This window comes from Limimaricola hongkongensis DSM 17492, assembly GCF_000600975.2.
Taxonomy (GTDB): Bacteria; Pseudomonadota; Alphaproteobacteria; order Rhodobacterales; family Rhodobacteraceae; genus Limimaricola; species Limimaricola hongkongensis.
In genome coordinates this window covers 580,053-605,485 of the sequence record NZ_KK088650.1, presented here as the reverse complement: position 1 = coordinate 605,485, position 25,433 = coordinate 580,053, and the positions used below count along the sequence as shown (strand labels likewise).

The following is a 25,433-nucleotide window of genomic DNA, read 5'->3' as shown; positions in this document are numbered from 1 at the left end:
CACTCAGATGGTTGGATCAGGCAAGATACTCACGGTGTCCTACGGCACGTTCTCCTGCACGCTGGAGGGGTTCGACGACTCGTTCGACACGATGAAGGCCATCGCAGAGTATTTCCGCGACCTGGCGTCCGACGACCGCTATTTCGGGGCCGAGCCACCGACGCCGGATGCCGAGATGCTGGCCCGGATCGCCGAGCGCGAGGCCGCCCGCCGGGTCGAGACCCGCAGCGATGCCAGCGGCATCGTGCTGCGCGCCGCGCAGGCCCTGCCGCCCGTGACCGCCGAGGCCGCGCCGCAGCCCGCGCCCCGACCCGCCCCCGCCGCGCCGCCAGCGCCCGAGACGCGACAGGAGGCGGCACCGCAGCCCGTGCCCGCCGCGAAGCCCGTGCCCACCGCGCAGCCCGACCCCGTGTCGCAAGACGACCCCGCCCCGCAGCCCGAACCCGCCGCCCCGCGCGCCGCGGGGACCGCCCCGGCCCAGCCGCGCCCGGCCCCCGACGGCGACAGCGTCGCGGCCAAGCTGCAGCGCATCCGCGCCGTGGTCGGTCGCCAGCCGTCGCTTGCCACGGAGGACGAGGAGGAAGACATCGCCCCCGCGCCGCAGCAAGGCGCGGCCGGGATGTTCGACACCGCCCCTGCCCGGTCTTCCAGAGCCGACACTCCGCAGCCCGCCGCCGAAGCCGCGCCTGCCAGCCCCGTCGACGGGGAACCGGACGCGCCCGCCAGCGAAGCCCGGGCCCAACAGCCCCGCGCCCGCGTGGTGCGGATGCGCAAGGCCGATTTCGACCGCGCGGTCGCCCGTGGCAGCGCGCATCAGGCGCTGAGCGAGGCGCCGGAGGCCGAAGCGGCGCACACCGACACCGACACCGACACCGCCGCGCGGCAGGACACCGAGACGCGCGCCAAGGCCCGGACCGAGGCCGAGGCGGCGTCCGTTGAAGCACGCGAAATGGCCGAAGCGCAGCCCGCCCCCCACGCGCGTGCCCAGGCCGAAACCCCGGCCGAAGACCGCGCCGAAGTCCTGGTCGACACCGGCGCGGAGGCGCCGGAGCCGCAGGGCGAGGCCGGTTTGCCGGACGATGCCGAGCGCGCCCTGCTCGCGGAGCTGGCGGCGCTGGAGCGCGAGATGGGTTTAGAGCGCGACGGCCCGGCCTCGGTGGAGATGACCGACACCGGCCCGGACCGGGCCGCAGCCCCAGATACCAACGAGGACACGAACGAGGACGCCATCGCGGCTGCCGTGTCGGCGCTGACCGGCGATGAGCAGGAGCATGTCGATCCGATAGCCCGCCCCAAGCACCACTCCGAGCACGACACGCCCGCCGCCGAGGACGACGCCGGGCAGCCCGCCGCCCATCGCACGCTCGAAACCGACGAGGCGGACATGTCGCGCATCATGTCGGCGACGGATGCCCGCATGGCCGATCCCGAATCGGGTCGTCGCCGCGAGTCGATCTCGCAGCTCAAGGCCGCCGTCGCCGCCACCGAGGCCGCGCGGCAACTGGGCGAGGTGGACCAGCCCGCCAAGGTCGAGGAGGCCTTCCGCGACGATCTGCGCCAGGCCGTCCGTCCCCGCCGCCCGGCCCGTCCGGGCCAGGACGCGGCGGAGACCGCCGATGCGCGTCCCGAACGCCCCCGCCCCGCGCCGCTCAAGCTGGTCGCGGCCCAGCGGGTCGATGTCACCGAGACGGCCCCGCAGGAGCGCCCCGCCCCGGTGCGCCCGCGCCGGGTGTCGGTGGCCGAGACCGTGGCCGCCGAGCCCGCGCCGCAGCCCTCCGAGAGCTTCACCGCCTTCGCGGCGCGGATGGGCGCGCAGGAGCTGTCCGAGCTGCTCGAAGCCGCCGCCGCCTATACCGCCTTCGTCGAAGGGGCCGAGGATTTCTCGCGCCCGCAGCTGATGGAGCGGGTCCGCGAGGCCAGCCCCGACCCGATCAGCCGCGAGGACGGGTTGCGCAGCTTTGGCACGCTGTTGCGGCAAGGCGCGCTGACCCGCGTGCGCAGCGGCCGCTTCTCGGTCGCGCAATCGAGCCGCTTCAACCCCGAGCGCCGGGCCGGCTGACACCGGCACGGCCACAGGGATCGTCATGAAAAGGGGCGGCACCGCGGTGCCGCCCCTTTTGCGTTGGCCTGTTCTTGCGCGGCTCAGCCGTCGTCGCGGTCCTCGTTCGGGTCGGCCTTGCCGATCCCGAGAAAGATCCTGCGGAACGGCAGCGCCCAGAGAATGCCGAGCACCACGTAGATCGCCAGCTCCACGAGAATCGAGGGCCGGTCGAACAGCCCGACCAGCGTGATCGCCACCACGATGTAGCCCGGCAGGCCCACCAGCAGGATCAGCAGCGACAACCGCCGCCGCGCCTTGATCGAAAGCTTGCGCGCCATCGGCCCTGCCCCCTCAGTCCGAGAACGGGTCGGTGACGAGGATCGTGTCGTCGCGCTCGGGGCTGGTCGAGACCATGGCCACCGGGCACTGGATCAGCTCCTCGATGCGGCGGATGTATTTGATCGCCTGCGCCGGAAGATCGGCCCAGCTGCGCGCCCCGGCGGTCGATTCCGACCAGCCCGGCATTTCCTCGTAGACCGGCGTGCAGCGCGCCTGCTGGTCGGCGGCGGTCGGCAGGTAGTCGTAGCGCTCGCCGTCGAGCTCGTAGCCGGTGCAGATCTTCAGCGTCTCGAAACCGTCGAGCACGTCGAGCTTGGTCAGCGCGATGCCCGAGACACCGCTCGTGGCGCAGGTCTGGCGCACGAGGCAGGCGTCGAACCAGCCGCAGCGGCGCTTGCGCCCGGTGGTGGTGCCGAACTCGTGACCGCGCTCGCCGAGCCGCTGGCCGTCATCATCGTCGAGCTCGGTCGGGAACGGGCCTTCGCCGACGCGGGTGGTATAGGCCTTGACGATGCCGAGCACGAAATCGATCGCGTTCGGGCCGACGCCGGTGCCGGTGGCGGCCTGCCCGGCGATCACGTTCGAGGAGGTGACGAAGGGATAGGTGCCGAAATCGATGTCCAGAAGCGCGCCCTGCGCGCCTTCGAACAGGATCCGCTCGCCGGCGCGGCGGCGCTCGGTCAGCACCTTCCAGACGGGGGCCGCGTATTTCAGGATCTCGGGCGCGATCTCGCGCAGCTTGGCGATGATCGCGTCGCGGTCGATCGCCTCGAGGCCGAGCCCCGCGCGCAGCGCGTTGTGATGCACCAGCGCCCGGTCGACCCGAAGCTCCAGCGTCGCGTCGTCCGCGAGATCGGCGACGCGGATCGCGCGGCGGCCGACCTTGTCCTCATAGGCCGGGCCGATGCCGCGCCCGGTGGTGCCGATCTTGGCCACCGTGCTCTGGCCTTCACGGGCCCGGTCCAGCTCGCCGTGGAACGGCAGGATCAGCGGCGTGTTCTCCGCGATCATCAGCGTCTCGGGCGTGATGTCCACACCCTGCGCCCGAATGCCCTCGATCTCGTTGAGCAGGTGCCACGGGTCGAGCACGACGCCGTTGCCGATCACCGACAGCTTGCCGCCGCGCACCACGCCCGAGGGCAGCGCGTGCAGCTTGTAGACCTCGCCGCCGACGACCAGCGTATGGCCCGCGTTATGCCCGCCCTGGAACCGCGCGATCACGTCGGCCCGCTCGGACAGCCAGTCCACGATCTTGCCCTTGCCTTCGTCGCCCCACTGGGTGCCGACGACCACCACATTCGCCATGGACGTACCCTCTCCGGTCTTTCAATCCGGCGTCGCTATAGCGTCACGCGCGCCGCCGCGAAACCGCAAACTGGCCGGGCGCGCCCCTCGGACCCACTTCGGGGTTGCGACAGGGGCCGCCCTCTTCTAGATACGGCGCGTTCCACCCATCCCCCGCCGCACGCAGAGGTCCGCATGGAAAACGTCGTCCTGATCGTCCACCTGATCCTCGCCTTGTCGCTGATCGGCGTGGTGCTTCTGCAGCGCTCCGAAGGGGGCGGCCTCGGCATGGGCGGCGGCGGCGGTGGCGGCGTGATGTCGGGCCGCGCGGCCGCGACCGCGCTGGGCAAGATCACATGGGGTCTCGCCGCGGCCTTCATCATCACCTCGATCGCGCTGACGATCATCGCCGCCGAAAACTCGGCAGGCGGCTCCGTGCTCGACCGGCTGACCGGCGGCACCGAGACCGAAGAGGGCGCGCCCGCGACCGATCTGGGCGACAGCCTGCTGCCGCCCTCGGCCGGTGACGGCCCCGTCGTGCCGCTGGCCGAGTAAACCCGATCCACAACCACTGGGCGTCGGCCGAATTCGGCCACATGATCTAGCGCCCCCGGTTGCGGTCACGGGCCGAATCCGGATATCCTCAAATCCCGTGATGCCGCGAAACCAACGTTTCGCGGCAGTCTTCCATTTGATGCTCATTCGACGATCACGGGGTACTTCCGACCATGGCGCGTTACATCTTCATCACCGGCGGCGTTGTCTCCTCGCTCGGCAAGGGACTGGCCTCGGCGGCGCTGGGCGCGCTCTTGCAGGCGCGTGGCTACACGGTCCGTCTGCGCAAGCTCGACCCCTATCTCAACGTCGATCCCGGCACGATGAGCCCGTTCGAGCATGGCGAGGTCTTCGTCACCGATGACGGCGCCGAGACCGACCTCGATCTCGGCCATTACGAGCGTTTCACCGGTGTCGCCGCCCGGCGCACCGACTCTGTCTCCTCGGGCCGGATCTATTCCAATGTGCTGGAGAAGGAGCGCCGCGGCGACTACTTGGGCAAGACGATCCAGGTGATCCCGCACGTCACCAACGAGATCAAGGATTTCCTCTCGGTCGGCGCCGACGAGGTCGACTTCCAGCTCTGCGAGATCGGCGGCACGGTGGGTGACATCGAGGGCCTGCCCTTCTTCGAGGCGATCCGCCAATTCGCCCAGGAGCGCCCGCGCGGCCAGTGCATCTTCATGCACCTGACCCTGCTGCCTTACGTCGCCGCCTCCGGCGAGCTGAAGACCAAGCCGACGCAGCACTCGGTCAAGGAGCTGCGCTCGATCGGCATCGCGCCCGACGTGCTGGTCTGCCGCTCCGAGCACCCGATCCCCGAAAAGGAGCGCGAGAAGATCGGTCTCTTCTGCAACGTGCGCAAGGAGAGTGTGATCGCGGCCTACGATCTCAAGTCGATCTACGAGGCGCCGCTGGCCTATCACCGCGAGGGGCTCGACCAGGCCGTGCTCGACGCCTTCGGCATCGCGCCCGCGCCAAAACCCAACCTCGCGCGCTGGCACGACGTGAACGAGCGTCTGACCCATGCCGAGGGCGAGGTCCGCGTCGCCATCGTCGGCAAATACGTGCAGCTCGAGGACGCCTACAAGTCGATCAAGGAGGCGCTGACCCATGGCGGCATGGCCAACAAGGTCCGCGTCAAGGTCGAGTGGGTCGACAGCGAGGTCTTCGACCGCGAGGATCCGGCCCCCTATCTCGAAGGCTACCACGCGATTCTCGTGCCCGGCGGCTTTGGCGAGCGCGGCACCGAGGGCAAGATCAAGACCGCGCAATTCGCGCGCGAGCGCGGCATCCCCTATCTCGGCATCTGCCTCGGCATGCAGATGGCGGTGATCGAGGCGGCGCGCAACGTCGCGGGCTTCAAGACCGCCGGGTCCGAGGAGTTCGACCACGAGGCCGGCAAGCGCCGCTTCGAGCCGGTGGTCTATCACCTCAAGGAATGGATCCAGGGCAACCACGTGGTCGAGCGCACGGTCGCCGACGACAAGGGCGGCACGATGCGCCTCGGTGCCTACACCGCCGCGCTGACCGAAGGCTCGAAGGTGGCCGAGGTCTACGGCGCCAGCCGGATCGAGGAGCGCCACCGCCACCGCTACGAGGTCGACATCAAGTATCGCGAGGCGCTGGAGGGCAAGGGTCTGTGCTTCTCGGGCATGTCGCCCGATGGCCGCCTGCCCGAGATCGTCGAGTGGAAGGACCACCCGTGGTTCATCGGCGTGCAGTTCCACCCCGAGCTGAAGTCGAAACCCTTCGCGCCGCACCCGCTGTTTGCCGATTTCATCCGCGCCGCGGTCGAAACCTCGCGGCTGGTCTGAAGCCCGCACTGCCTGAACGCCGATGACAGGGCCAGCCTTCGGGCTGGCCCTTGTCGTTCAGCGGTAGAGGCTGAAATAGAACTCCACCGCCTTGCGCGCCGTGAGGTCGCGCTGGCAGGCGGCGCCATAGATCACCCGGATCGATCCGCCGCCGGCGCTGTCATAGGCGCGGTGGCATTCGGCGTCGCGCTCGGTGATCCAGCGCCGCTGCGAGGCGAGCAGCCGATCCCATGTGCCGTTGGCCTTGGCCCGCGCGCGCATCGGCGCCCACCATGCGTTGAGCCAGGCGTCCCAGGCGGCGGTCTCGCGCATCAGGCAATCGGCGATCTCGATCGTGGTGCCGCCTCGGCAGGCCCCGGCGATGATCTCGGTGCAGCGCGACAGCACCTGCGCCTGCGAGCCGCGCGCGGCATGGGTCTGGACGCACTCCCCGACGCGGGCGATGTCGTGCGAACCGGGCGAGCTCTGGGCACCGAGCGGCGCGGCGAAGGTGAGTATCAGCAGAATGGCAATCAGGCGTGACATGGCAGAACTCCGCTAAACTGCAAGGCGTGCAGCCTAGCACGATTCCCGCGGATCTCTTGCGCCTGCGTCCGGTCGGGACCGAGGCCGCGCCCGTCAGGTGTCGCCTTCGACGGTCACGACATGCGGCACGAGACCTGCGCGGCGCAGCATCGCCGCCGAGGCGGCGTTGAAGCCGTAGTGATGCGCCCGCACCCGCCCGATCCCGTCGGCGCGCAGCCGGGCCTTCACCTCCGCGACCAGCCGCGTGCCGATCCCGGCGCCGCGATGATCGGCATCGACCACGATATGCTTGAGCAGCCCGTTGCGGCGCGCGCGCAGCAGCGGCCGCTCGGCCACCTCCTCGATCTCGAACACCGCGCAGCCGATCACCGCGCCCGCCTCCGACAGCGCCGCGAGCGCCACGACGCCGTCGCCGGCGAGCCACTCCTCCAGATAGGCGCCAAGCTCGGCATCGCCCTGGTCGGTGCGAAACACGTCCGGCAACGCCGCCGCGTGAAACGCCTGCCCCTGGCGGAGCAGCGGCAGCAGGCGCATCGCTTCGTGGGCCGGCACCTGCCGGATCGTCATCGTCATGGCCCTGCCCCCTCGGCCGCAGAAGCGATTGCCCCGGCCCCCTCCGCCAAGAGGAGGCCGGAGCCGTGTAACGCCGGTCTCAGAACCGGAAATCGACCTTGCGGGTCAGGCCGATGCGCGCGGTGTACTGGTCGTCATCGAGGCTGATCGGGCTGTCGGCGGCATCGCCTTGCAGCTGTTCATAGGTGATCGCCCCGTCGAGCCCCCAAGTGTCGTCGAAGGCATAGATCGCGCCGATCTCGACCCCGACCGAAATCAGGCCGCCATCGGCCTGAAACCCCGGCGCGCCGAAATAGGTCTGGGCGTAATCATCCTCGGCAAAGAGCGCGCGCGGGCCCGCGCGCAGCGTCAGCGCGTCGTTCGGGCGCAAATAGGCGTCGGCGCCGATCTCGGCCACGAAGCTTTCATGCCCGCCGAAACCGCGCCGCAGATCGGCGAAGACGCCGAAGGCGCGCGTGTCGTAGGACAGGCCGAGACCGACCTCCAGCGCCGCGTCGATGTCGTCGAGACCGGCGACGTTCTCCACGTCATCCGCGTCGCGTTCGCCGATGAAGCGGAACGCGCCCCGGATGCCGAAGCCCTCGGAGATGAAATCGGGGTCGTCGCTGCCGATGTCGAAGGGTCCGAAGCGCATCCGGTCGATCGAGAAACCGAAATCGGGGCCGGTCTCGTAATCCTCCGCGCCGAAATATTCGGGCGACACCTTTACGCCGCCGCGCAGGGTGAAGGCGAGCCGGCGCGCCGGGGCGGCGGGCTGCGGGACGACGGTGGCGACCGGCGCGGCCACGGGCTGGTCGAGCGCGCCGGCCATGGCGGGCATGGGGGCGAGAGCGAGGGCGAGAAGCGGCAGGCGGCGCATGGGCGGGTCCTTTTCGGTGCGAGTTGTCCCAGACATACCCCGCCCGCCCCGCAAGGCAAACGATCGGCGGGGTGCCGTGGCACGGGCGCGGCACCGGCGCGGCACGGGGGCCACGGCTTGCCCCGCCCGCGCCCCACGGCTAGTCCGGTCGGCGAAGGAGATCCCGATGCTATCCTACCAGCACGCCTACCATGCCGGGAACCTCGCCGACGTGCACAAGCACGCGGCTCTGGCCTGGATGCTGGGCTACATGACGCGAAAGCCCAAGCCCCTGAGCTACATCGAAAGCCATGCGGGCCGCGCGCTCTACCGGCTCGACGCCGCCGAGGCCGCAAAGACTGGCGAGGCGGCGCAGGGCATCCTCAAGGTGGCGGACTGGTTCGAGGCCGATCACCCCTATGCCCGCATCCTCGCCGAGACCCGCGCCGAACACGGCCCCCTCGCCTATCCCGGTTCGCCCGAGATCGCGGCGCGCAGCCTGCGGGCCGACGACCGGATGCATCTGGCCGAACTGCACCCGCAAGAGCACGCGGCGCTGCAGGCGGGGATGGGCCAGCGCGCCAAGGTGCACCGTCGCGACGGGATCGAGATGGCCATCGCCCAGACCCCGCCGGAGCCCCGGCGCGGCCTGCTGCTGATCGATCCGAGCTGGGAGATCAAGGACGAGTACCGCGCCATCCCGCAGGCGGTGCGGCGCATCGCCAAGAGATGGCCGGTGGGCTGCATCGTGCTGTGGTACCCGATCCTGCGCGATGCGCCCCATGCCGCCATGCTGCGCGCGCTGGAGCGCGACCTGCCCGAAGGGGTGCGCCACGAGGTGACGTTCCCGCCCGCCCGCGCGGGCCATGGCATGACCGGCTCGGGGCTGTTCGTGGTCAACCCGCCCTATGGCTTTCATGCACAGGCGCAGTGGCTTTCGACCCGCTTCGCCACGCTCGCGCCGCAGGGCTGAACGCCCCCTTTCCCCCGCCGCGCGGGCGTCTATATTCGCCCCATGTTCGCAGATCTCCTTCGCCGCCTCACCGCCCCCGGCCCCGAGCCGCTCCCCGATGCCGATGCGCGACTTGCGCTGGGCGCGCTTCTGGTGCGGCTTGCCCGCGCCGACGGGGATTACAGCGTCGAGGAGGCCGAGCGCATCGATCGCATCCTCGCGACGCGCTTTGCCCTCGACAGCGATGCCGCGATCCGGCTGCGGGCGGATTGCGAGATCATGGAGGCCGAGGCCCCCGACACCGTCCGCTTCACCCGCGCCATCAAGGACGCGGTGAGCTACGAGGACCGCATCGCGGTGATCGAGGCATTGTGGGAGGTGGTTCTGGCCGACGGCGAGCGCGATGCGCAGGAGGACGCGCTGATGCGGATGGTGGCGCCGATGCTGGGCGTGTCGGACCCCGACAGCGCCCATGCCCGGCAACGCGCGGCTGAGCGCGGCACCTCCTAGCTTTCCGACCATCTGCCGTGGCGTTTCTGACGCTGGGTCAGCCGCGCGCGCCCCGTTGCATTTTCGCGCAAACTGTCCCCTACTCGCACGCCAGACAGGGGGCCTGAGAACACGTGAACGACACCAAGCCGGTTATCGAGATCCGCGACCTGCACAAGTCCTACGGGGCGCTCGAAGTGCTCAAGGGCGTGGATATCAGCGCGCCCGCGGGCCACGTCGTGTCGATGATCGGATCGTCGGGCTCGGGCAAGTCGACGCTGCTGCGCTGCTGCAACCTGCTGGAGGACAGCCAGCAGGGCGAGGTGCTGTTCGAGGGCGAGCCGGTGCGCTGGAAGGGCGAGGGGCTCAACCGCCGCCCCGCCGACCCCAAACAGGTCACGCGGATCCGCACCAACCTTGCCATGGTGTTCCAGCAGTTCAACCTTTGGGCGCACATGACGATCCTGCAGAACGTCATGGAGGCGCCGGTGACGGTGCTCGGTCGGCCCCGCGCCGAGGTCGAGGCCAAGGCCCGCGAATATCTCGAGAAGGTCGGCATCGGCGACAAGGCCGATGCCTGGCCCGCGCAGCTTTCGGGCGGCCAGCAGCAGCGCGCCGCGATCGCCCGCGCGCTGTGCATGGAGCCGCGCGCGCTTTTGTTCGACGAGCCGACCTCCGCGCTCGATCCCGAGCTGGAGCAGGAGGTGGTGCGGGTGATCAAGGATCTGGCCGATGAGGGCCGCACCATGATCATCGTGACGCATGACATGCGCATGGCGCATGACGTGGCCGATCACGTGGTGTTCCTGCACCAGGGGCTGATCGAGGAACAGGGTCCGCCCGCCGAGCTGTTCGGCAACCCGAAATCAGAGCGGCTGCAACAATTCCTGTCGCATTCCGCCCCGCATCCGCAGCCCGCCTGAGAGCGGGCACGGTATCTTTCCCAACAGGAGACCACCCCAAGATGAAGACGCTGATCCTCACGACCGCGGCGCTCGCGCTGAGCGCCGGTGCCGCGCTGGCCGAAAGCCACGCCCAAACCGTCCGTCTGGGCACCGAGGGCGCCTACCCTCCGTACAACTTCCTCAACGATGCGGGCGAGGTCGACGGCTTCGAGCGCGAGGTGGGCGACGAGCTGTGCGCGCGCGCCGAGCTGACCTGCGAATGGGTCACCAACGACTGGGATTCGATCATCCCCAACCTCGTCTCGGGCAACTACGACACGATCCTCGCGGGCATGAGCATCACCGACGAGCGTGACGAGGTGATCGACTTCACGCAGAACTACTACCCGCCCGCCGCCTCGGCCTATGCCGCGCCCTCCGAGGACGTGGACCTGACCGGCGGCGTCGTCTCGGCGCAGGCCACCACGATCCAGGCCGGCCACGTCGCCGATAGCGGCGCGGCGCTGCTGGAGTTCGCCACCCCCGACGAGGCCGTGGCCGCGGTGCGCAACGGCGAAGCCGACGCGATCTTTGCCGACAAGGATTTCCTCGTGCCGATCGTCGAAGCCTCGGGCGGCGAGCTGGTCTTCGTGGGCGACGACGTCCCACTCGGCGGCGGTCTCGGTGTCGGCCTGCGCGAAAGCGACGGCGCGCTGCGCGACACGCTCGACGCGGCGATCCAGTCGATGAAGGATGACGGCTCGCTCAACGAGCTGATCGTGAAATGGTTCGGCGAAGACGCCCAGACCTTCGAGTGACCTGACACGCGGGGCGGCCCCGCGCCGCCCCGACCGAAAGCTTCCATGTTCGCATCCTGCGCCGATCCCGAAACGCTGTCCGGCCTGAGCTGGCTGACGTGCTACCTCACCACGGGCAAGCACATCGCCTTCTATTGGGCCTTCGGCACCGTTCTGCTGCTGCTCGCGGTCACCGCGCCGGTGGCGCTGTTGTTCGGCTTTGGCGGCGCGGTCGCGGCGCGCTCGCGCCTCGCGCCGCTGTCGTGGCTGGGCAAGGGCTACATCGCCGTCGTGCGCGGCGTGCCCGACATCGCCTTTTTCCTGTTCTTCGTGATCGCGCTCGACCAGGGCATCGAATGGCTGCGCCACAAGGCGAAATGCCCCGACTGGGACCAGCCGATCCGGCAGGGCAATGATTTCATCGTCTGCGCCGAGGCCAAGATGCCGCTGTCGACCTCGGCCCAATGGGTGCACGAGGTCTACGGCTTCTGGCTCGCCGTCTTCACCTTCGCGCTGGTGTTCGGGGCGTTCGCCGCCAACGTGCTCTACGGCGCGATGCGCGCCGTGCCGCGCCCCCAGATCGAGACCGCCGAGGCCTACGGCATGAACCGCGCCCAGGTGTTCCGCCGCGTGATCGTGCCGCAGATGTGGGTCTATGCCCTGCCCGGCCTGTCGAACCTGTGGATGGTGCTGATCAAGGCCTCGCCGCTCTTGTTCCTTCTGGGCGTCGAGGACATCGTCTACTGGGCGCGCGAGCTGGGCTCGACCAAGACACCGCAATTCACCGCCTACCCGCATGGCGACTGGCGCATGTGGTACTTCCTGTTCCTGCTGGTGTTCTACTTAGGCTTCACGCGGATCTCCGAGATCGTGCTCGACCGCGTCATGCTGCGTCTCACCCACGGGCAGGCGACGCTCGGAAGCCACAAGCGCACCGGCCCCATCGGCATGAACAAGGCGGGCCCGCCATGAGCTGTTACGACACCCTCATCGATTACGGGCTGCGCTCGATCGGCTATGGCGAACGGCTGCTGCCGCGTTCGGATTTCACCCTGTGCCAGCAATTCGTGCTGATCGGCTCGGGCATGATCTGGAACGTCTATTTCGGCATCGTGGCGCTCTTGTCGGGCTTTGCGCTCGCCACCGCGCTGGCGGCGGGCAAGGCGGCCTCATCGCCATGGTTCCGCAAGCCGGCGGAATGGACGATCTTCGTCTTTCGCGGCTCGCCGCTCTTCATCCAGTTCTTCTTCGCCTATTTCCTGTTTCTGTCGCTCAAGGGACAGGTGCCGGCCTTCGACGCCCTGACCTCCGCCTGGCTCGGCGCCGCGGTGGTGCTGTTCTTCAACACCGCCGCCTATTCGGGCGAGATCTTCTATGGCGCGCTGATGTCGGTGCCGCGCGGCGAGGTCGAGGCCGCCGACGCCTATGGCCTGTCGGGCTGGGCCAAGTTCCGGCGCGTGGTCTGGCCGACGACGCTCAGGCTGGCATGGCCCGCCTACACCAACGAGGCGATCTTCCTGTTCCATGCGACGACGCTGGTGTTCTTCTCGGGCTTTCCCGCCTCGCGCCAGCAGGGCGACGCGCTCTACTACGCCTCCTATTTCGCGGACAAGACCTTCAACCCCTTCATCCCCTACCCGATTCTCGCGGGATATTTCGTGCTGCTGACGCTGGTGGTGATCGGGGTGATGGGGCTGATCGGGCGGCATCTGAACCGGCATCTGCCACAGGCCGCGCCGCGGCGGGCCAAGCGCGCGGGATTGCTGTTGCGCTAGGCGTCGCGCCGCTTGCCCCGGCCCTTGCGGAAGTCTAGCTTCCGGGTGTTCCTACAGACGGTGCTTCATGCAGATCGGCATTCTTGAGACCGGCCACGCGCCAGACGCGCTGCGCCCGGAGCTTGGCGACTATTCGGACCTGTTCGAGCGGCTGCTCGACGGGCACGGCTTTTCCTTCCGGCGCTACGACGTGGAGGCGATGGCGTTTCCCGGCGGCGCGGAGGAGTGCGACGGCTGGCTCGTCACCGGCTCCAGGCACGGCGCCTATGAGGACCACCCCTTCATCGCGCCGCTCGAAGAGCTGATCCGGGTGATTCACGCCAAACGGATGCCGCTGGTCGGCGTCTGCTTCGGCCACCAGATCATCGCGCAGGCGCTTGGCGGCCGGGTCGAGAAATTCGCGCGCGGCTGGTCGATCGGCCGCCAGCCCTATGATTTCGAGGGCCGCGAGATCGCGCTCAACGCTTGGCACCAGGACCAGGTGACAACCCTGCCCGAAGGCGCGCGCATCGTCGCCTCGAACGATTTCTGCGCCCATGCGGCGCTGGCCTGGGGCGATCACGTCTTTACCGTGCAGCCGCATCCCGAATTCGACGCCCGCTTCATCGAGGGCCTCGCCACCACCCGCGCCATCGGCGTGGTGCCGCAAGAGCAGATCGATCACGCGCTCGCCCATCTCGAAAAGCCGGTCGATGCTGACCTGCTGGCCGACCGCATGGCGCGCGTGCTCAAGAGGGCCGCATGAGCTGGGTCGACGACATCCCCGAAGCCGCCCGCCTCTATCTCGACCAGCACCGTCTTGACGAGGTGGAATGCGTGATCGCCGACCTGCCGGGCATCGCCCGCGGCAAGGCGGTCCCGGCGGCGAAATGGGAAAAGCAGCAGTTCTTCCACCTGCCCAATTCGATCTTCTTCCAGACCATCACCGGCGATTGGGGCGAGGCGGCGGGACCCGAGGGCTTCGTCGAGCCCGACATGGTCCTGAAGCCTGACCTCGCCACCGCCACCGCCGCCCCTTGGGCCGCCGACGGCACGCTGCAGGTGATCCACGACGCCTTCGACCAGAAGGGCCGCCCCGTCGGCTGCTCACCGCGCAACGTGCTGAAACGCGTGGTCGATCTCTACAAGGCCGAGGGCTGGACCCCCGTGGTCGCGCCGGAGATGGAGTTCTACCTCGTCGGCCGCAACACCGACCCGGCCAAGGCGATCGAGCCGATGCTGGGCCGCACGGGACGCCCGGCGGCGGCCCGGCAGGCCTATTCGATGACGGCGGTGGACGAATACGGCCCCGTGATCGACGACATCTACGAATATGCCGAGATCCAGGGCTTCGAGATCGACGGCATCACGCAGGAGGGCGGCGCGGGCCAGCTCGAGATCAACCTGCGCCATGGCGATCCCGTGAAGCTCGCCGACGAAGTGTTCTTCTTCAAGCGGCTCATTCGCGAGGCGGCGCTCAAGCATGACTGCTTTGCCACCTTCATGGCCAAGCCGATCGAGGGCGAGCCGGGCTCGGCCATGCATGTGCATCACAGCATCATCGACGCCAAGGGCCGCAATATCTTTACCGGCCCGCAGGGCGGCGAGACCGATGCCTTCTTCAATTTCATCGGCGGTCTGCAGGAGCACATGCCGAGCGTGATCGCGATGTTCGCGCCCTATGTGAACTCCTTCCGCCGTTACGTGCGCGATCACGCCGCGCCCATCAATCTCGAATGGGGCCGCGACAACCGCACCACCGGCATCCGGGTGCCGATCTCGCCGCCGCAGGCGCGCCGGGTCGAGAACCGGCTCGCGGGGATGGATTGCAACCCATATCTGTGCATCGCCGCCTCGCTCGCCTGCGGCTATCTGGGGCTGAAGAACGAGATCTGGCCCGACAAACGCTACCGGGGCGATGCCTACGAGGCCGAGGACGAGATCCCGCAGGGGCTTTATGCAGCGCTCGACCTGTTCGACCACGCCAAGGAGCTGCACGAGGTTCTGGGGCCGGAATTCGTCCGGGTCTATTCGATCGTCAAGCGCGCGGAATACAACGAGTTCCTGCAGGTGATCAGCCCGTGGGAGCGCCAGCACCTGCTGCTCAACGTATGAACCCGCTCTACCGCAACGACCGCCCCGGCCAGATGCCGCGCAGCTGGTATGCCGCCACCGCCGAGCCGGTGGCCGACCGCGCGCCGCTTTCGGACGACCGCCGCTGTGATCTCGCGATCGTCGGGGCGGGCTTCACCGGGCTCTGGGCGGCGCTGACGGCGGCGCGGGCCGGGCTGGACGTGGTGGTGCTCGACGCGCATCGCGCGGGCTTCGGGGCGTCGGGGCGCAATGGCGGCCAGGTCGGCTCGGGCTTCAACAAGGGGCAGCTCTGGTTGGAGCAGCGTCTGGGCGAAAGCCCGGCGCGGCAGCTTTGGGACATCGCCGAAGCGGCCAAGCGTCAGCTGCGCGAGTTTTGCGAAACCCATGCGCCGGAGGCGCGCTACCTGCCCGGCGTGGTGCATGGCGCCTATTCCGAAAAGGAGGCGGCGGGCGACCGCGCCGAGGCCGAGCATCTTTCGCGCGCCTATGGCTACGACGCGATCCGTCCGCTGGATCGGGGCGCGATCCGCGAGATCGTCAGGACCGACGCCTATCATGGCGGCCTGATCGACGAGGGCGCGGGCCACCTGCATCCGCTGCGCTATGCCCGCGCGCTGGCGCGCGAGGCCGAGGTCGCCGGCGCCACGATCCACGAGCTGACCGAGGTGACGAAGGTCGAGCGCGGCACGCCCGCCGTGCTGCACACGCCCAAGGCCCGTGTCACCGCGGATCACGTCATCCTCGCGGGCAATGGCTACCTGCCGGGCATCATGCCCGAGGTCGCCTCCCGCGTGATGCCGATCAACAGCTTCATCGCCGCGACCGAACCGCTTGGCGATCGCTGGCGCGAGGTGCTGTCGCGCGACATCGCCGTCGCCGATTCGCGATTCGTGGTGAACTACTACCGGATGACCGAGGATCGCCGTTTCCTGTTCGGCGGGCGCGAAAGCTATTCCATCGGCTTTCCGACCGACATCACGACCAAGCTGCGCGCGCGGATGGAGAGCCTGTTTCCGCAACTCGCGGATGTGCGGATCGACAATGTCTGGGGCGGCACGCTGGGCATCACCATGTCGCGCCTGCCCTCGCTGCAACGCATCGGCCCCAACATCCTGTCGGGCGCGGGCTTCTCGGGCCACGGCGTGGCGCTGTCGGGCATGGCGGGCCGGGTCATGGCCGAGGCCGTCGCGGGACAGGCCGGGCGATTCGACACTTTTTCGCGCCTGCCGGTGCCGGAGTTTCCGGGCGGCGCGCGCTACCGCGCGCCGCTGCTGACGCTGGCGATGACGTGGTTCTCGCTGCGCGACCGGCTCGGGATCTAACCGCTGGCCATGCCCGCGAGCATCGCGCCGAGCGCGACGAGATGGATCAGCATGATCGCCCGGTCGTTCCACAGCCACCCCCATGGCGAGCCAGCCGACCACCCCGCCGAGAAACAGATAGAGGTTCAGCGGCGTCATCCCGAAGGCGGTCGCGGCATAGCCCGCGATCTGGATCGCGCTGGCGACCCACTTCACCGCGAAGGCCAGCCGCGGGTCTTGCCAAAATGCACTCTGCCGCGCCCCGCCTTGCAGGCCGGGCTCGATATTTTCTACCGTCATGATGTTCTCTCGAATGGCATGTCCGGGCCAAGCCAGAGCGGCCCGTTGTCATGGCAGGTAATTCCGCTAGGCTCCGGTGACGAGCCAGATCCACTACAGCCTGTCAGTAGGAAATCTATCGTGTCACGCCGCACCGCCCTGCCCCCGCTCAACGCGCTGCGCGCCTTCGAGGCGGCGGGCCGTCACCTGACCTTCCGCGCGGCCGCCGAGGAGCTCGGCGTGACCCAAGGCGCGGTGGCGCAGCATGTGCGCGGGCTGGAGGCGCAGCTGGAGCTGCGGATGTTTTTGCGCGAGGCGCGCGGGCTCACGCTCACCGAGGAAGGCCGCGCCTACCACGCCGCCGTCTCGCAGGCCTTCGCGCAGCTGTCGGAGGCGACGGCGCGGCTCAGGCCCGCGCCGGGGCATGTCACCATCTCGGTGACGCCGACCTTCGCCTCGAAATGGCTGATCCCGCGCTTGCCGGGATTCGGCCTCGCCCATCCCGAGATCGACCTGCGGGTCATGGCGACGGAGCGGGTGACGAGCTTTCACTCCGACGGGATCGATCTCGCCGTGCGGCAGGGCGAGACATCGTTCGGCGCCAGCATCCGCGCCGATCCGCTGTTCCGGCAGGACATCGTCGCGGTCTGCGCGCCCGATCTGGTCGGGGACGCCGCGCTGCCGCTCGGGGCCGAGGCGATGGCGCGGCAGACCCTGCTGCACGACACGCACGACCTCTGGCCGCCGTTTTTGCGCGCGGCCTTTCCGGGCACCCGGTTCGGGCGGATGCGCGGCATCCGCTTCAGCCAGACCACGCTGGGTCTCGACGCGGCGCTGGCGGGACAGGGAATCGCCCTGGCGAGCCGCTTTCTGGTCGATCGCGACCTTACGGCGGGGCGGCTGGTGCAGCCGGTCGCGCATACCCATCAAGGCCCGCACGACTATTTCCTCCTGGCCTCGCGGCGCCGCATGACGCCCGCCACGGCGGCGGCGCGCGACTGGCTTCTCGCGCAGGCCGACGGCCCGGCATGAGAAAGGCCGCGCTCCTTGCGGAGCGCGGCCCTGAACTCTCGCCGAGGAGGCTCGGATCAATTACTTGATCTTGCCTTCCTTGTACTCGACATGCTCGCGCTTGACGGGGTCGTACTTCCGCACGACCATCTTCTCGGTCATGGTGCGGGCGTTCTTCTTGGTCACGTAGAAGTGGCCGGTCCCCGCGGTCGAGTTCAGGCGGATCTTGATCGTCGTCGGCTTCGCCATGGTCGTCTCTCCTGCTCGCGGGGCGTGCGCGTTGACGGCGCCCGCGTGAATACGTCTGAGCCCCGGCTTTTAACCGCGCGCGAGGCGCTGTCAACCGGGAAACGGGCCGGATTGCCCGTGGGTGATTTGCGCGGATGGCCTGTAAGCCGGATTCTGTCCCGGGGTTGCCCCCGGCGATGACCATTCATCTCGACACCGTGTTGCCACGGCGTCTGAAGCTGCCAACCCGGACCTCTCGGGGTCAGGCGTCCCTGCGGCGATATCCGGCGAACCGGATCAGCACCCGCGCGAGGTCCCTATTTGGCATTGCTCCCGGTGGGGCTTGCCGTGCCGGTCCGGTTGCCCGTCCCGCGGTGGGCTCTTACCCCACCGTTTCACCCTGACCTTGGCGAACCAAGGCGGTCTGTTCTCTGTGGCGCTTTCCCTCGGGTTGCCCCGGCCGGGCGTTACCCGGCACCGTGCCTTGTGGAGTCCGGACTTTCCTCGAGCCCGAAGGCCCGCGGCCATCCAGCCATCCGCGCCCGGCTGACCTATGGTGCCGGCGCGGTCCGGTCAACGGGAAAGCGATGGGCGAGATCGGCGATCAGCGCCATGTCGGCCGCATCGACCGGCCCCGTGGCGCGCGGGCGGAACCGCAGGCGAAACGCGGCAAGCCGCTGCGCATGGGTGACATCGGCGGTGTAGCCGAACTGCTTGGCAAGATCGTCGAAGGCGGCGGGCCCGGACGCGGCCACCGGCCCCTGCTCCCGCCCGGCCACCGGCCAGACCGACAGCCCGCGCCGCGCCAGACGCTGCCAGTCGAATCGCGGGCCGGGATCGTCCTTGCGGCCCGGCGCCATGTCGGAATGGCCGATGATCCGCTCGGGCGGGATCTGCCAGCGCGTCATGACACCCGCCAGCAGCTCTTCGAGCGCGGCCATTTGCGGCCCGGCAAAGGGGTGGTCGCCGCAATTGTAGAGCTCGATCCCGATGGAGCGCGAATTCACGTCACCGACCGCGCCCCAGCGTCCCGCGCCCGCGTGCCATGCGCGCAACGCCTCCGGCACCAGTTTTGTGACCGTCCCCGCCCCCGAGATCAGCCAATGCGCGGACACCTCGGCGGCCGGATCGCACAGCCGCGCCAGCGCCGCATCATGGCTTTCCATCGCGGTGTAGTGGATCACGACGAGATCGGGCCGCGCGCCAAGACGCCGCGGCCCGTGATTCGGAGACAGCGGCACGCCTGCCCTCAGCGGCCGACCGCCGCGAGGAACGGCGCGGGATCCCAGCCGCAGGCGAAACCGTCGCCATCGGGGTCGATGCCCTTGGGATCGCGTTCCGGCCCGCCACGTGCGAGGAAATCGCGCTGCGCCTCGTCGGGCGAGCGGTAGGCGGCGCAGTTGCGCTCGAACCGGTTGCCCATGGTCCCGAGAATGAAGCGCGAATACCATTCCTGCCCGCGCCGGTTGGGCGCGTTCAGCGCGTATTCGACGATGTTCGGCCCGGTGTCGCCCGCGCGCTGCGGCAGCGCGGTGGGCTGGATCACCTGGTAAGCCGCCGCCTGCTCGGCCCGGCGGGCGGCGTCGGATTCGATCGTCTCGCGGTTGGCCACCGCCTCGAAGCTCTGCTCGTCCGAAATCGCGGCCCCGCTCGGGTCGGCGGCAGAGGGGGCGGCGTTGGCGGGGCTTGCCTGCACGCCGCCGCGCCGCTCCACGTCGATGCCCGCCGCCGCGAGATCGGTGCTGGAGATGGCACCGGGGGCGACGGGCTGGCCCCCGGACTGAGCACCGGGCTGACCACCGAACTGGCCGGTCAGCTGCGCCTCGCGCGCCGCGCGGGCGGCGGCCTCGCCGCTATCGGGCAGCTGCGCCGCGCAGGCCGACAGCGCCATGGCGGCGCCCGCGAGCGCGGCGAATTTCGTGCGAAAGACAATTGGTTTCACGGCGACACTCCGGGCGCTGACCTGTTCGAGGCAGCGCGTTACCACCATTTCCCGGGCTTGGAAACGAAGCCCGCCGACCGCTCCAGCGCATAGGCGGTATTGAGCAGGTCGCCTTCCTCCCACGGCCGTCCGATCAGCTGCAGCCCCAGCGGCAGCCCCTTGTGGTCGAGACCGGCGGGCACCGAGATGCCCGGCAGCCCGGCAAGGTTCACCGTCACGGTGAAGACGTCGTTGAGATACATCTGCACCGGGTCGGACTCCTTCATCGCCCCGAGCCCGAAGGCCGAGGAGGGCGTCGCCGGCGTCAGGATCGCGTCGACGCCTTCGGCAAAGACCTGGTCGAAGTCGCGCTTGATCAGCGCGCGGACCTTGCGGGCGCGGTTGTAATAGGCGTCGTAGAAGCCCGCCGAGAGCACGTAGGTGCCGACCATGATGCGGCGCTGCACCTCGGGGCCGAAACCTTCGGCGCGGGTTTTCTCGTACATCTCGGTGATGCCGTCGCCCTGCGCCAGCTTGGCGCGGTGGCCAAAACGCACGCCGTCATAGCGCGCGAGGTTCGACGACGCCTCGGCAGGCGCAATGACATAATAAGCGGGCAGCGCGTATTTGGTGTGCGGCAGCGAGATGTCTCGGATCACCGCGCCCGCGTCGCGCAGCATCTCGGTGCCGCGGGTCCAGAGCGTCTCGATTTCGCCGGGCATGCCGTCGACATGGTATTCGCGCGGAATGCCGATCACCTTGCCGCGGATGTCGCCCGTCAGCATCGCCTCGAAATCCGGCACCGCGATGTCGGCGGAGGTCGAATCCTTGGGATCGTGGCCGGACATGGCGCGCAGCATGATCGCCGCGTCGCGCACGTCGCGGGTCATCGGCCCGGCCTGGTCGAGCGAGGAGGCATAGGCGATGATGCCGAAACGCGAGCAGCGGCCATAGGTCGGCTTGATGCCGGTGGTGCCGGTGAAGGCCGCCGGTTGCCGGATCGAGCCGCCGGTGTCGGTGCCGGTGGCACCAAGGCACAGATCGGCGGCCACGGCGGCGGCGGAGCCGCCCGAGGAGCCGCCCGGCGTCAGGTCGACCCCGTCATCGGCGCGCCACGGGTTCACCGCCGCGCCATAGGCCGAGGTCTCGTTCGACGAGCCCATGGCGAACTCGTCCATGTTGAGCTTGCCCAGCATCACCGCGCCGTCGCGGAACAGCTGGGAGGTGACGGTGGATTCGTATTGCGGCTTGAACCCGTCGAGGATGCGGCTCGCCGCCTGGCTCGCCGTGCCTTCGGTGCAGAACAGATCCTTGATCCCGAGCGGGATGCCGCACAGGTCCGGCGCGTCCCCGGCCTTGAGCCGCGCATCGGCGGCCTTGGCCTGCCGGGCCGCGATATCGGGCGTCTTGTGGGCATAGGCGTTGAGCCGGTCGGCCCCGTCGACGGCGGCGTTCAGCGCGTCGGTCAGCTCATGGGAGGTGATCTCGCCGCGGCGGAGCGCGTCGCGGGCGCCCGCGATGGTCAGCTTGGTCAGTTCGGTCATATCGCGCCCCTTATTCCACGACCTTCGGCACCGCGAAGAAGCCTTCGCGCGCATCCGGTGCGTTCGCGAGCACCTTCTCGGGCTGGCTGCCATCGGTCACCACGTCGTCGCGGCGCTTGAGATGCATCGGCGTCACGCCGGTCATCGGCTCGACGCCGTCGACATCCACCTCCTGCAGCTGCTCGATGAAGCCGAGGATGGTGTTGAATTCGGAGGCGAGCGCGGGCAGCGCCTCGTCCTCGACCCGGATGCGGGCCAGCTTGGCCACCCGCCGGGCGGTGTCGGTGTCGATCGACATGGGGCTCTCCTGTCTGGTCGATCCCGGCTTTAGCCGCCCCGGGGCGCTCCCGCAAGCAGCGCCCGGCGGATCAGTTCGATCATCCACCCCAGCATCACGGCGTTGAGCATGTGCCACGCGAAATGCGTGCCAATGGGCAGCGCCGCGCAGGCCGTCTCATCGACCGAGCGGAAGGCCAGAGACACGCACAAGAGCGCGGCTCCCGCCGCCATGCCCCGCCCCACCATCGGCCAGCGCCGCCACAAAAGCGCGGCATAGATCGCGATCAGCAGCGGCACCGGCCAGTAGAAGGCAGATACCGCGAAGAACGGCAACGTGGCGAAGACCGGAGTGAGCAGGATCGCCCAAGGCACGAACGTGGCCGCGCCCAGCGCGGCGGCCCAGACCGGCCAGTGCCAGAACACCCGGTTCGCGGCAAAGACATAGGCGAGGATGAAGATCCCGATCGGGATCACGTCGGCCAGCATCGCCCAGAAGGTAGCGACCGAGTGGAACAGCCCGCTGCCCACGCCGATGGCGAACAGGATCACCGAAAGCGCGCGCGGCAGCCACAGCCCCCGCGCGCGGCGCCAGCACCAGATCGCGGCGATCACGAAGGCCGCGTTGGTCACGAGGTTGAGCGGCTCGGCCCCCAATCCGGGGCCGAGCCTTTCGCAATAGCCGTCGAGCGGGGCCGTCCAGTCCATGACTCCGCCCCGACCTTCAGAGACCCTTGGAGCGGTAGCTCAGCGCCACCCGGCCGATCGCCACGAGATAGGCGGCGGTGCGCAGGTCGGGCACGTCGTCGCGGCTGTGCCAGATCTCGCGCATCGCCTGATAGGCGGTGCGCATCGTGTCATCGAGACCCGAGCGCACCAGCTCCAGCTCGTCATCGCCCTTGAGGTAGCGTTCCTTGAAGTTCTTCGACAGGTTCCAGCCCAGCCCCTCGTCGTTCGACAGCCGCTCCAGCTCGTCGACGATGGCCTGCGCGCGCGCCTCGTCGGCGCGGCGCTCCATCCGGCCAAAGCGGATATGGCTGAGGTTCTTGACCCATTCGAAATAGGACACGGTCACGCCGCCGGCGTTGGCGTACATGTCGGGGATGATGACCACGCCCTTTTCGCGCAGGATGTCGTCGGCGCCCGCGGTGACGGGGCCGTTGGCGGCCTCGATGATCAGCGGCGCCTTGATCCGGTCGGCATTGGACAGGTTGATCGTGCTTTCCAGAGCCGCCGGGATCAGGATGTCGCACTCGGCCTCGAGCAGCTTCGCGCCATCGGTGTGATGGGTGGCATGCGGGTAATCGGCCACGCCGCCATGCTTGGCGATCCACTGGTGCACGGCCTCGATGTCGATGCCGTTCTCGTCGGTGATGGCGCCGTCGCGCTCGATGATCGCGGTGATCTTGGCGCCGTCCTCCTCGGAGAGGAACTTGGCGGCGTGGTAGCCCACGTTGCCCAGGCCCTGCACGATCACCCGCTTGCCCGCGAGCTTGCCCGACAGCCCCGCCTTGGCCACGTCCTCGGGATGGCGGAAGAACTCGCGCAGCGCGTATTGCACGCCGCGGCCCGTCGCCTCGACACGGCCATGGATGCCGCCGGCGTTGAGCGGCTTGCCGGTGACGCAGGCGCGGGAGTTGATGTCGGTGGTGTTCATCCGCGCGTACTGGTCGGCGATCCAGGCCATCTCGCGCTCGCCGGTGCCCATGTCGGGGGCGGGCACGTTCTGGGAGGGGCTGATCAGGTCGCGCTTGGCCAGCTCATAGGCGAAGCGACGGGTGATCTGTTCGAGCTCGTGCTCGTCCCAGTCGCGCGGATCGATCCGAAGCCCGCCCTTGGAGCCGCCATAGGGCACCTCCACGAGGGCGCATTTGTAGGTCATCAGCGCCGCCAGCGCCTCGACCTCTTCCTGGTGCACCGACGAGGCATAGCGAATGCCGCCCTTCACGGGCTCCATGTGCTCGGAATGCACCGAGCGGTAGCCGGTGAAGGTGTGGATCTGGCCGCGCAGGCGCACGCCGAAGCGCACGGTGTAGGTGGCGTTGCAGACCCGGATCTTCTCCTCGAGCCCGGGCGACAGGTCCATCAGCGCCACGGCGCGGTTGAACATCATGTCGACGGAATCGCGGAATCCCGGTTCTGTCATCTGTGGCTGGTGCTCTGTCATGGCGGTCAACTCTCCCTGTGCTGCCGGACCTCGCCGGCGATCCCTGACCGATCCTAGTCCTCTGGCCAAGAGATTCGACCATCCATGTGCCGGTCGCGCGACGGAAAGCGCCAATCCCGAACGATCCACGCCCCAGTTTGGCCACAGCGACCCTGTTGTATGGCCCGGAAGGTTGAAGGGTTTCGGGATGATGCACCACAAGGACAGGCAGGCGGACGGCGCGCCGGGCGCGACCGGATGGCCGCGCCGTGACCTGCGCCGCGACGACAGCGGTTCGATCATCATTTTCTCGTTGTTCATGATGGTGATCATGCTGGCGATCGGCGGGATCGGTGTCGACACGATGCGGGTCGAAGCCAAGCGCAACCACCTGCAGACCACGCTCGACCGCGCCGTTCTGGCCGCCGCCGACCTGCAGCAGAGCCGCGACCCCGAGGCGGTGGTGCGCGACTACTTCACCAAGGCCGGGCTGATCGACAGTCTCGGCAAGGTCGAAGTCGTCCAGACGCTCAACTCCCGCACCGTGCGCGCCGAGGCCGAGATGCCCGTCTCGACCACCCTGCTGCGCATGGCCGGGATCGACGCGCTGAGCGCCCCGGCCGCCGGCTCGGCCACCGAATCGGTGAGCGACATCGAAATCGGCCTCGTGCTCGACGTCTCGGGCTCGATGGGCGACAACAACAAGCTGCCGCGGCTCAAGACCGCCGGGTCCGAATTCATCAACACGATGTTCGACAATGTCGAGCCCGAGCACCTGTCGATCTCGGTCGTGCCCTATGCCACGCAGGTCAATCTCGGCCGCCCGCTCGCCGAGGCCTATGGCATGGTCGGCGGGCTGGCCTCGGTCGGAGAACATGCCTTCAGCTACTGCGTCGACCTGCCGCCCACGGCCTACCTGACGACCGTGCAGCTGCCCGCGGGGCTCGTGCAGGCCGGGCATTTCGATGCCAGCAGCAGCGGCGGCAGGTATGACCGCATGGGGCTCGACACGCCGGTCTGCCGCACCGATGCCAGCTTCGAGGTGCTGCCATGGTCGAACGACCGCACCAAGCTTCTCGACAAGATCGCGGCCCTGCGCGACAGCGGCTGGACCTCGACCGAGATGGGCGTGAACTGGGGGGCGGCGCTGCTCGACCCTTCGGCTCGCGCCGCGCTGACCGGCATGATCGGCAACGGCGTCGGCGCCAATCTCGCGGGCTGGCCGCGCGACTTCGACACCCCCGAGGGGATGAAGGTGCTCGTGGTGATGACCGATGGCGAGAACACCCGCGACTACCGCCTGCAGGCGCCCTACCGGACCGACACGCCGTCGGATGTCTGGCTCGACGGCGACGATGATTACTACGTCTATGTCGGCAGCGGATGGTATTTCCGGGCCAAGGAGCAAGGCTGGACCCAGACGAGGCGCGGCACGCGGCTGAGCTGGGCCGAGCTGTTCTCGCGCATGACGGTGGGCGAGCATGCCTATCACCTGCGCTACATGCAGAATTACTCCCGATCGACGCGGGACGCCTGGAAAGCGATCGTCGACACCACCTGGTCGACCACCAAGGATGCGCGCACCCGGAGCATCTGCGCCGCCGCCCGCGCCCGTGGCATCATCGTCTTCACGATCGGTTTCGAGGTCAACAGCCATGCCGCCGAGATCATGGCCGAGTGCGCCTCCTCGCCGTCGCATTTCTACCGGGTCGAGGGGCTGGAGATCAGCAGCGCCTTCACCTCGATTGCCACCAAGATCAACGCGCTGAGGCTGATTCAATGACC

26 protein-coding genes, 1 other RNA gene and 1 pseudogene are annotated in these 25,433 nt (G+C 68.9%); 14 read left to right on the top strand and 14 right to left on the bottom strand.

Annotated features, from left to right (window positions below; genetic code table 11):
* The first annotated feature begins 7 nt into the window (after positions 1-7).
* Positions 8-2,059 carry a hypothetical protein gene (locus LOKHON_RS07560; protein ID WP_162561767.1) on the top strand — a complete coding sequence of 684 codons (2,052 nt, stop codon included), beginning with the start codon at positions 8-10 and terminating at the stop codon, positions 2,057-2,059.
* Between the two features lie 83 nt (positions 2,060-2,142).
* Here LOKHON_RS07560 and LOKHON_RS07555 read toward each other — a convergent pair whose 3' ends face one another.
* Together LOKHON_RS07555 and LOKHON_RS07550 are read right to left on the bottom strand one after the other, a co-directional pair.
* Positions 2,143-2,379 (bottom strand): DUF2842 domain-containing protein, encoded by a 237-nt coding sequence (locus tag LOKHON_RS07555; RefSeq protein ID WP_017929013.1) that lies wholly within the window; start codon positions 2,377-2,379, stop codon positions 2,143-2,145.
* Positions 2,380-2,392: 13 nt separating this feature from the next.
* On the bottom strand, positions 2,393-3,685 hold the full coding sequence (locus LOKHON_RS07550; protein WP_017929012.1) for an adenylosuccinate synthase: 1,293 nt from the start codon (positions 3,683-3,685) through the stop codon (positions 2,393-2,395).
* Positions 3,686-3,859: 174 nt separating this feature from the next.
* Here LOKHON_RS07550 and secG point away from each other — a divergent pair, with 174 nt between their 5' ends.
* Positions 3,860-4,219: a preprotein translocase subunit SecG gene (gene secG / locus LOKHON_RS07545; protein ID WP_017929011.1), complete on the top strand. Its 360-nt coding sequence runs from the start codon at positions 3,860-3,862 to the stop codon at positions 4,217-4,219.
* A 173-nt stretch (positions 4,220-4,392) separates the two neighbouring features.
* The gene (locus LOKHON_RS07540) at positions 4,393-6,036 is read left to right on the top strand and encodes a CTP synthase (protein WP_017929010.1); all 1,644 of its coding nucleotides are present in this window, start codon (positions 4,393-4,395) and stop codon (positions 6,034-6,036) included.
* A gap of 57 nt (positions 6,037-6,093) precedes the next feature.
* Here the strand turns inward: LOKHON_RS07540 and LOKHON_RS07535 are convergent, their stop codons facing one another.
* The 3 genes from LOKHON_RS07535 to LOKHON_RS07525 form a co-directional block, all read right to left on the bottom strand.
* Positions 6,094-6,561, bottom strand: coding sequence for a lysozyme inhibitor LprI family protein (locus LOKHON_RS07535; RefSeq protein WP_017929009.1), 468 nt, complete (start codon positions 6,559-6,561; stop codon positions 6,094-6,096).
* 93 nt (positions 6,562-6,654) lie between these two features.
* A complete protein-coding gene (locus tag LOKHON_RS07530) occupies positions 6,655-7,134 on the bottom strand; it encodes a GNAT family N-acetyltransferase (protein ID WP_017929008.1) in 480 nt (159 codons plus the stop codon).
* 79 nt (positions 7,135-7,213) lie between these two features.
* The gene (locus tag LOKHON_RS07525; RefSeq protein WP_017929007.1) at positions 7,214-7,993 is read right to left on the bottom strand and encodes a MipA/OmpV family protein; all 780 of its coding nucleotides are present in this window, start codon (positions 7,991-7,993) and stop codon (positions 7,214-7,216) included.
* 166 nt (positions 7,994-8,159) lie between these two features.
* Between LOKHON_RS07525 and LOKHON_RS07520 the strand changes: the two genes are divergently transcribed.
* From LOKHON_RS07520 to LOKHON_RS07480, 9 genes are all read left to right on the top strand, one after another.
* Positions 8,160-8,945, top strand: coding sequence for a 23S rRNA (adenine(2030)-N(6))-methyltransferase RlmJ (locus tag LOKHON_RS07520; RefSeq protein ID WP_017929006.1), 786 nt, complete (start codon positions 8,160-8,162; stop codon positions 8,943-8,945).
* A gap of 42 nt (positions 8,946-8,987) precedes the next feature.
* Positions 8,988-9,434 carry a tellurite resistance TerB family protein gene (locus tag LOKHON_RS07515; RefSeq protein WP_017929005.1) on the top strand — a complete coding sequence of 149 codons (447 nt, stop codon included), beginning with the start codon at positions 8,988-8,990 and terminating at the stop codon, positions 9,432-9,434.
* Positions 9,435-9,547: 113 nt separating this feature from the next.
* On the top strand, positions 9,548-10,336 hold the full coding sequence (locus LOKHON_RS07510; protein ID WP_017929004.1) for an ABC transporter ATP-binding protein: 789 nt from the start codon (positions 9,548-9,550) through the stop codon (positions 10,334-10,336).
* A gap of 41 nt (positions 10,337-10,377) precedes the next feature.
* Positions 10,378-11,115, top strand: coding sequence for a transporter substrate-binding domain-containing protein (locus LOKHON_RS07505; protein WP_017929003.1), 738 nt, complete (start codon positions 10,378-10,380; stop codon positions 11,113-11,115).
* Positions 11,116-11,160: 45 nt separating this feature from the next.
* A complete protein-coding gene (locus LOKHON_RS07500) occupies positions 11,161-12,066 on the top strand; it encodes an ABC transporter permease (RefSeq protein ID WP_017929002.1) in 906 nt (301 codons plus the stop codon).
* Positions 12,063-12,869: an ABC transporter permease gene (locus tag LOKHON_RS07495; protein WP_017929001.1), complete on the top strand. Its 807-nt coding sequence runs from the start codon at positions 12,063-12,065 to the stop codon at positions 12,867-12,869. The genes LOKHON_RS07500 and LOKHON_RS07495 overlap by 4 nt, the downstream gene beginning before the upstream one ends.
* A gap of 67 nt (positions 12,870-12,936) precedes the next feature.
* Positions 12,937-13,614, top strand: a complete 678-nt coding sequence (locus tag LOKHON_RS07490) for a type 1 glutamine amidotransferase (RefSeq protein ID WP_017929000.1) — start codon at positions 12,937-12,939, stop codon at positions 13,612-13,614.
* Positions 13,611-14,963 carry a glutamine synthetase family protein gene (locus LOKHON_RS07485; RefSeq protein WP_017928999.1) on the top strand — a complete coding sequence of 451 codons (1,353 nt, stop codon included), beginning with the start codon at positions 13,611-13,613 and terminating at the stop codon, positions 14,961-14,963. The genes LOKHON_RS07490 and LOKHON_RS07485 overlap by 4 nt, the downstream gene beginning before the upstream one ends.
* Positions 14,960-16,264 (top strand): NAD(P)/FAD-dependent oxidoreductase, encoded by a 1,305-nt coding sequence (locus LOKHON_RS07480; protein ID WP_017928998.1) that lies wholly within the window; start codon positions 14,960-14,962, stop codon positions 16,262-16,264. Before LOKHON_RS07485 ends, LOKHON_RS07480 begins: the two co-directional genes overlap by 4 nt.
* Here the strand turns inward: LOKHON_RS07480 and LOKHON_RS16450 are convergent.
* Positions 16,261-16,543, bottom strand: a pseudogene (locus LOKHON_RS16450) (DUF6552 family protein). The gene LOKHON_RS07480 and the pseudogene LOKHON_RS16450 sit on opposite strands and share 4 nt — an antisense overlap.
* Before the next feature lie 120 nt (positions 16,544-16,663).
* On the opposite strand from LOKHON_RS16450, the gene LOKHON_RS07475 reads away from it, so the two are divergent.
* On the top strand, positions 16,664-17,554 hold the full coding sequence (locus LOKHON_RS07475) for a LysR substrate-binding domain-containing protein (RefSeq protein ID WP_017928996.1): 891 nt from the start codon (positions 16,664-16,666) through the stop codon (positions 17,552-17,554).
* Between the two features lie 60 nt (positions 17,555-17,614).
* On the opposite strand, the gene rpmG is transcribed toward LOKHON_RS07475, so the two are convergent.
* The 8 genes from rpmG to LOKHON_RS07435 all read right to left on the bottom strand — a co-directional run bounded on the left by rpmG (position 17,615) and on the right by LOKHON_RS07435 (position 23,648).
* Positions 17,615-17,782, bottom strand: a complete 168-nt coding sequence (rpmG, locus tag LOKHON_RS07470) for a 50S ribosomal protein L33 (RefSeq protein ID WP_017928995.1) — start codon at positions 17,780-17,782, stop codon at positions 17,615-17,617.
* A gap of 126 nt (positions 17,783-17,908) precedes the next feature.
* Positions 17,909-18,301: RNase P RNA component class A (gene rnpB, locus LOKHON_RS07465), an RNA gene on the bottom strand.
* 11 nt (positions 18,302-18,312) lie between these two features.
* Positions 18,313-19,002 carry an N-acetylmuramoyl-L-alanine amidase gene (locus LOKHON_RS07460; RefSeq protein WP_017928994.1) on the bottom strand — a complete coding sequence of 230 codons (690 nt, stop codon included), beginning with the start codon at positions 19,000-19,002 and terminating at the stop codon, positions 18,313-18,315.
* Between the two features lie 8 nt (positions 19,003-19,010).
* Positions 19,011-19,703: a hypothetical protein gene (locus LOKHON_RS16335; RefSeq protein ID WP_017928993.1), complete on the bottom strand. Its 693-nt coding sequence runs from the start codon at positions 19,701-19,703 to the stop codon at positions 19,011-19,013.
* 38 nt (positions 19,704-19,741) lie between these two features.
* Positions 19,742-21,226, bottom strand: coding sequence for an Asp-tRNA(Asn)/Glu-tRNA(Gln) amidotransferase subunit GatA (gene gatA, locus LOKHON_RS07450; protein WP_017928992.1), 1,485 nt, complete (start codon positions 21,224-21,226; stop codon positions 19,742-19,744).
* 10 nt (positions 21,227-21,236) lie between these two features.
* On the bottom strand, positions 21,237-21,524 hold the full coding sequence (gene gatC / locus LOKHON_RS07445; RefSeq protein ID WP_017928991.1) for an Asp-tRNA(Asn)/Glu-tRNA(Gln) amidotransferase subunit GatC: 288 nt from the start codon (positions 21,522-21,524) through the stop codon (positions 21,237-21,239).
* Between the two features lie 29 nt (positions 21,525-21,553).
* Positions 21,554-22,210: a hypothetical protein gene (locus LOKHON_RS07440; protein WP_017928990.1), complete on the bottom strand. Its 657-nt coding sequence runs from the start codon at positions 22,208-22,210 to the stop codon at positions 21,554-21,556.
* A gap of 16 nt (positions 22,211-22,226) precedes the next feature.
* Positions 22,227-23,648 (bottom strand): Glu/Leu/Phe/Val family dehydrogenase, encoded by a 1,422-nt coding sequence (locus LOKHON_RS07435; RefSeq protein ID WP_017928989.1) that lies wholly within the window; start codon positions 23,646-23,648, stop codon positions 22,227-22,229.
* A 208-nt stretch (positions 23,649-23,856) separates the two neighbouring features.
* Here LOKHON_RS07435 and LOKHON_RS07430 point away from each other — a divergent pair, with 208 nt between their 5' ends.
* Positions 23,857-25,431, top strand: coding sequence for a TadE/TadG family type IV pilus assembly protein (locus LOKHON_RS07430; RefSeq protein WP_017928988.1), 1,575 nt, complete (start codon positions 23,857-23,859; stop codon positions 25,429-25,431).
* The last annotated feature ends 2 nt before the right edge of the window (positions 25,432-25,433 follow it).

Bases quoted from the DNA above. Each gene is read 5' to 3' on its own strand.
- LOKHON_RS07560 (WP_162561767.1), top strand. From the start codon at position 8: ATGGTTGGATCAGGCAAGATACTCACGGTGTCCTACGGCACGTTCTCC.
- LOKHON_RS07555 (WP_017929013.1), bottom strand. From the start codon at position 2,379: ATGGCGCGCAAGCTTTCGATCAAGGCGCGGCGGCGGTTGTCGCTGCTG.
- LOKHON_RS07550 (WP_017929012.1), bottom strand. From the start codon at position 3,685: ATGGCGAATGTGGTGGTCGTCGGCACCCAGTGGGGCGACGAAGGCAAG.
- secG (WP_017929011.1), top strand. From the start codon at position 3,860: ATGGAAAACGTCGTCCTGATCGTCCACCTGATCCTCGCCTTGTCGCTG.
- LOKHON_RS07540 (WP_017929010.1), top strand. From the start codon at position 4,393: ATGGCGCGTTACATCTTCATCACCGGCGGCGTTGTCTCCTCGCTCGGC.
- LOKHON_RS07535 (WP_017929009.1), bottom strand. From the start codon at position 6,561: ATGTCACGCCTGATTGCCATTCTGCTGATACTCACCTTCGCCGCGCCG.
- LOKHON_RS07530 (WP_017929008.1), bottom strand. From the start codon at position 7,134: ATGACGATGACGATCCGGCAGGTGCCGGCCCACGAAGCGATGCGCCTG.
- LOKHON_RS07525 (WP_017929007.1), bottom strand. From the start codon at position 7,993: ATGCGCCGCCTGCCGCTTCTCGCCCTCGCTCTCGCCCCCATGCCCGCC.
- LOKHON_RS07520 (WP_017929006.1), top strand. From the start codon at position 8,160: ATGCTATCCTACCAGCACGCCTACCATGCCGGGAACCTCGCCGACGTG.
- LOKHON_RS07515 (WP_017929005.1), top strand. From the start codon at position 8,988: ATGTTCGCAGATCTCCTTCGCCGCCTCACCGCCCCCGGCCCCGAGCCG.
- LOKHON_RS07505 (WP_017929003.1), top strand. From the start codon at position 10,378: ATGAAGACGCTGATCCTCACGACCGCGGCGCTCGCGCTGAGCGCCGGT.
- LOKHON_RS07500 (WP_017929002.1), top strand. From the start codon at position 11,161: ATGTTCGCATCCTGCGCCGATCCCGAAACGCTGTCCGGCCTGAGCTGG.
- LOKHON_RS07495 (WP_017929001.1), top strand. From the start codon at position 12,063: ATGAGCTGTTACGACACCCTCATCGATTACGGGCTGCGCTCGATCGGC.
- LOKHON_RS07490 (WP_017929000.1), top strand. From the start codon at position 12,937: ATGCAGATCGGCATTCTTGAGACCGGCCACGCGCCAGACGCGCTGCGC.
- LOKHON_RS07485 (WP_017928999.1), top strand. From the start codon at position 13,611: ATGAGCTGGGTCGACGACATCCCCGAAGCCGCCCGCCTCTATCTCGAC.
- LOKHON_RS07480 (WP_017928998.1), top strand. From the start codon at position 14,960: ATGAACCCGCTCTACCGCAACGACCGCCCCGGCCAGATGCCGCGCAGC.
- rpmG (WP_017928995.1), bottom strand. From the start codon at position 17,782: ATGGCGAAGCCGACGACGATCAAGATCCGCCTGAACTCGACCGCGGGG.
- gatA (WP_017928992.1), bottom strand. From the start codon at position 21,226: ATGACCGAACTGACCAAGCTGACCATCGCGGGCGCCCGCGACGCGCTC.
- gatC (WP_017928991.1), bottom strand. From the start codon at position 21,524: ATGTCGATCGACACCGACACCGCCCGGCGGGTGGCCAAGCTGGCCCGC.
- LOKHON_RS07440 (WP_017928990.1), bottom strand. From the start codon at position 22,210: ATGGACTGGACGGCCCCGCTCGACGGCTATTGCGAAAGGCTCGGCCCC.
- LOKHON_RS07435 (WP_017928989.1), bottom strand. From the start codon at position 23,648: ATGACAGAACCGGGATTCCGCGATTCCGTCGACATGATGTTCAACCGC.
- LOKHON_RS07430 (WP_017928988.1), top strand. From the start codon at position 23,857: ATGATGCACCACAAGGACAGGCAGGCGGACGGCGCGCCGGGCGCGACC.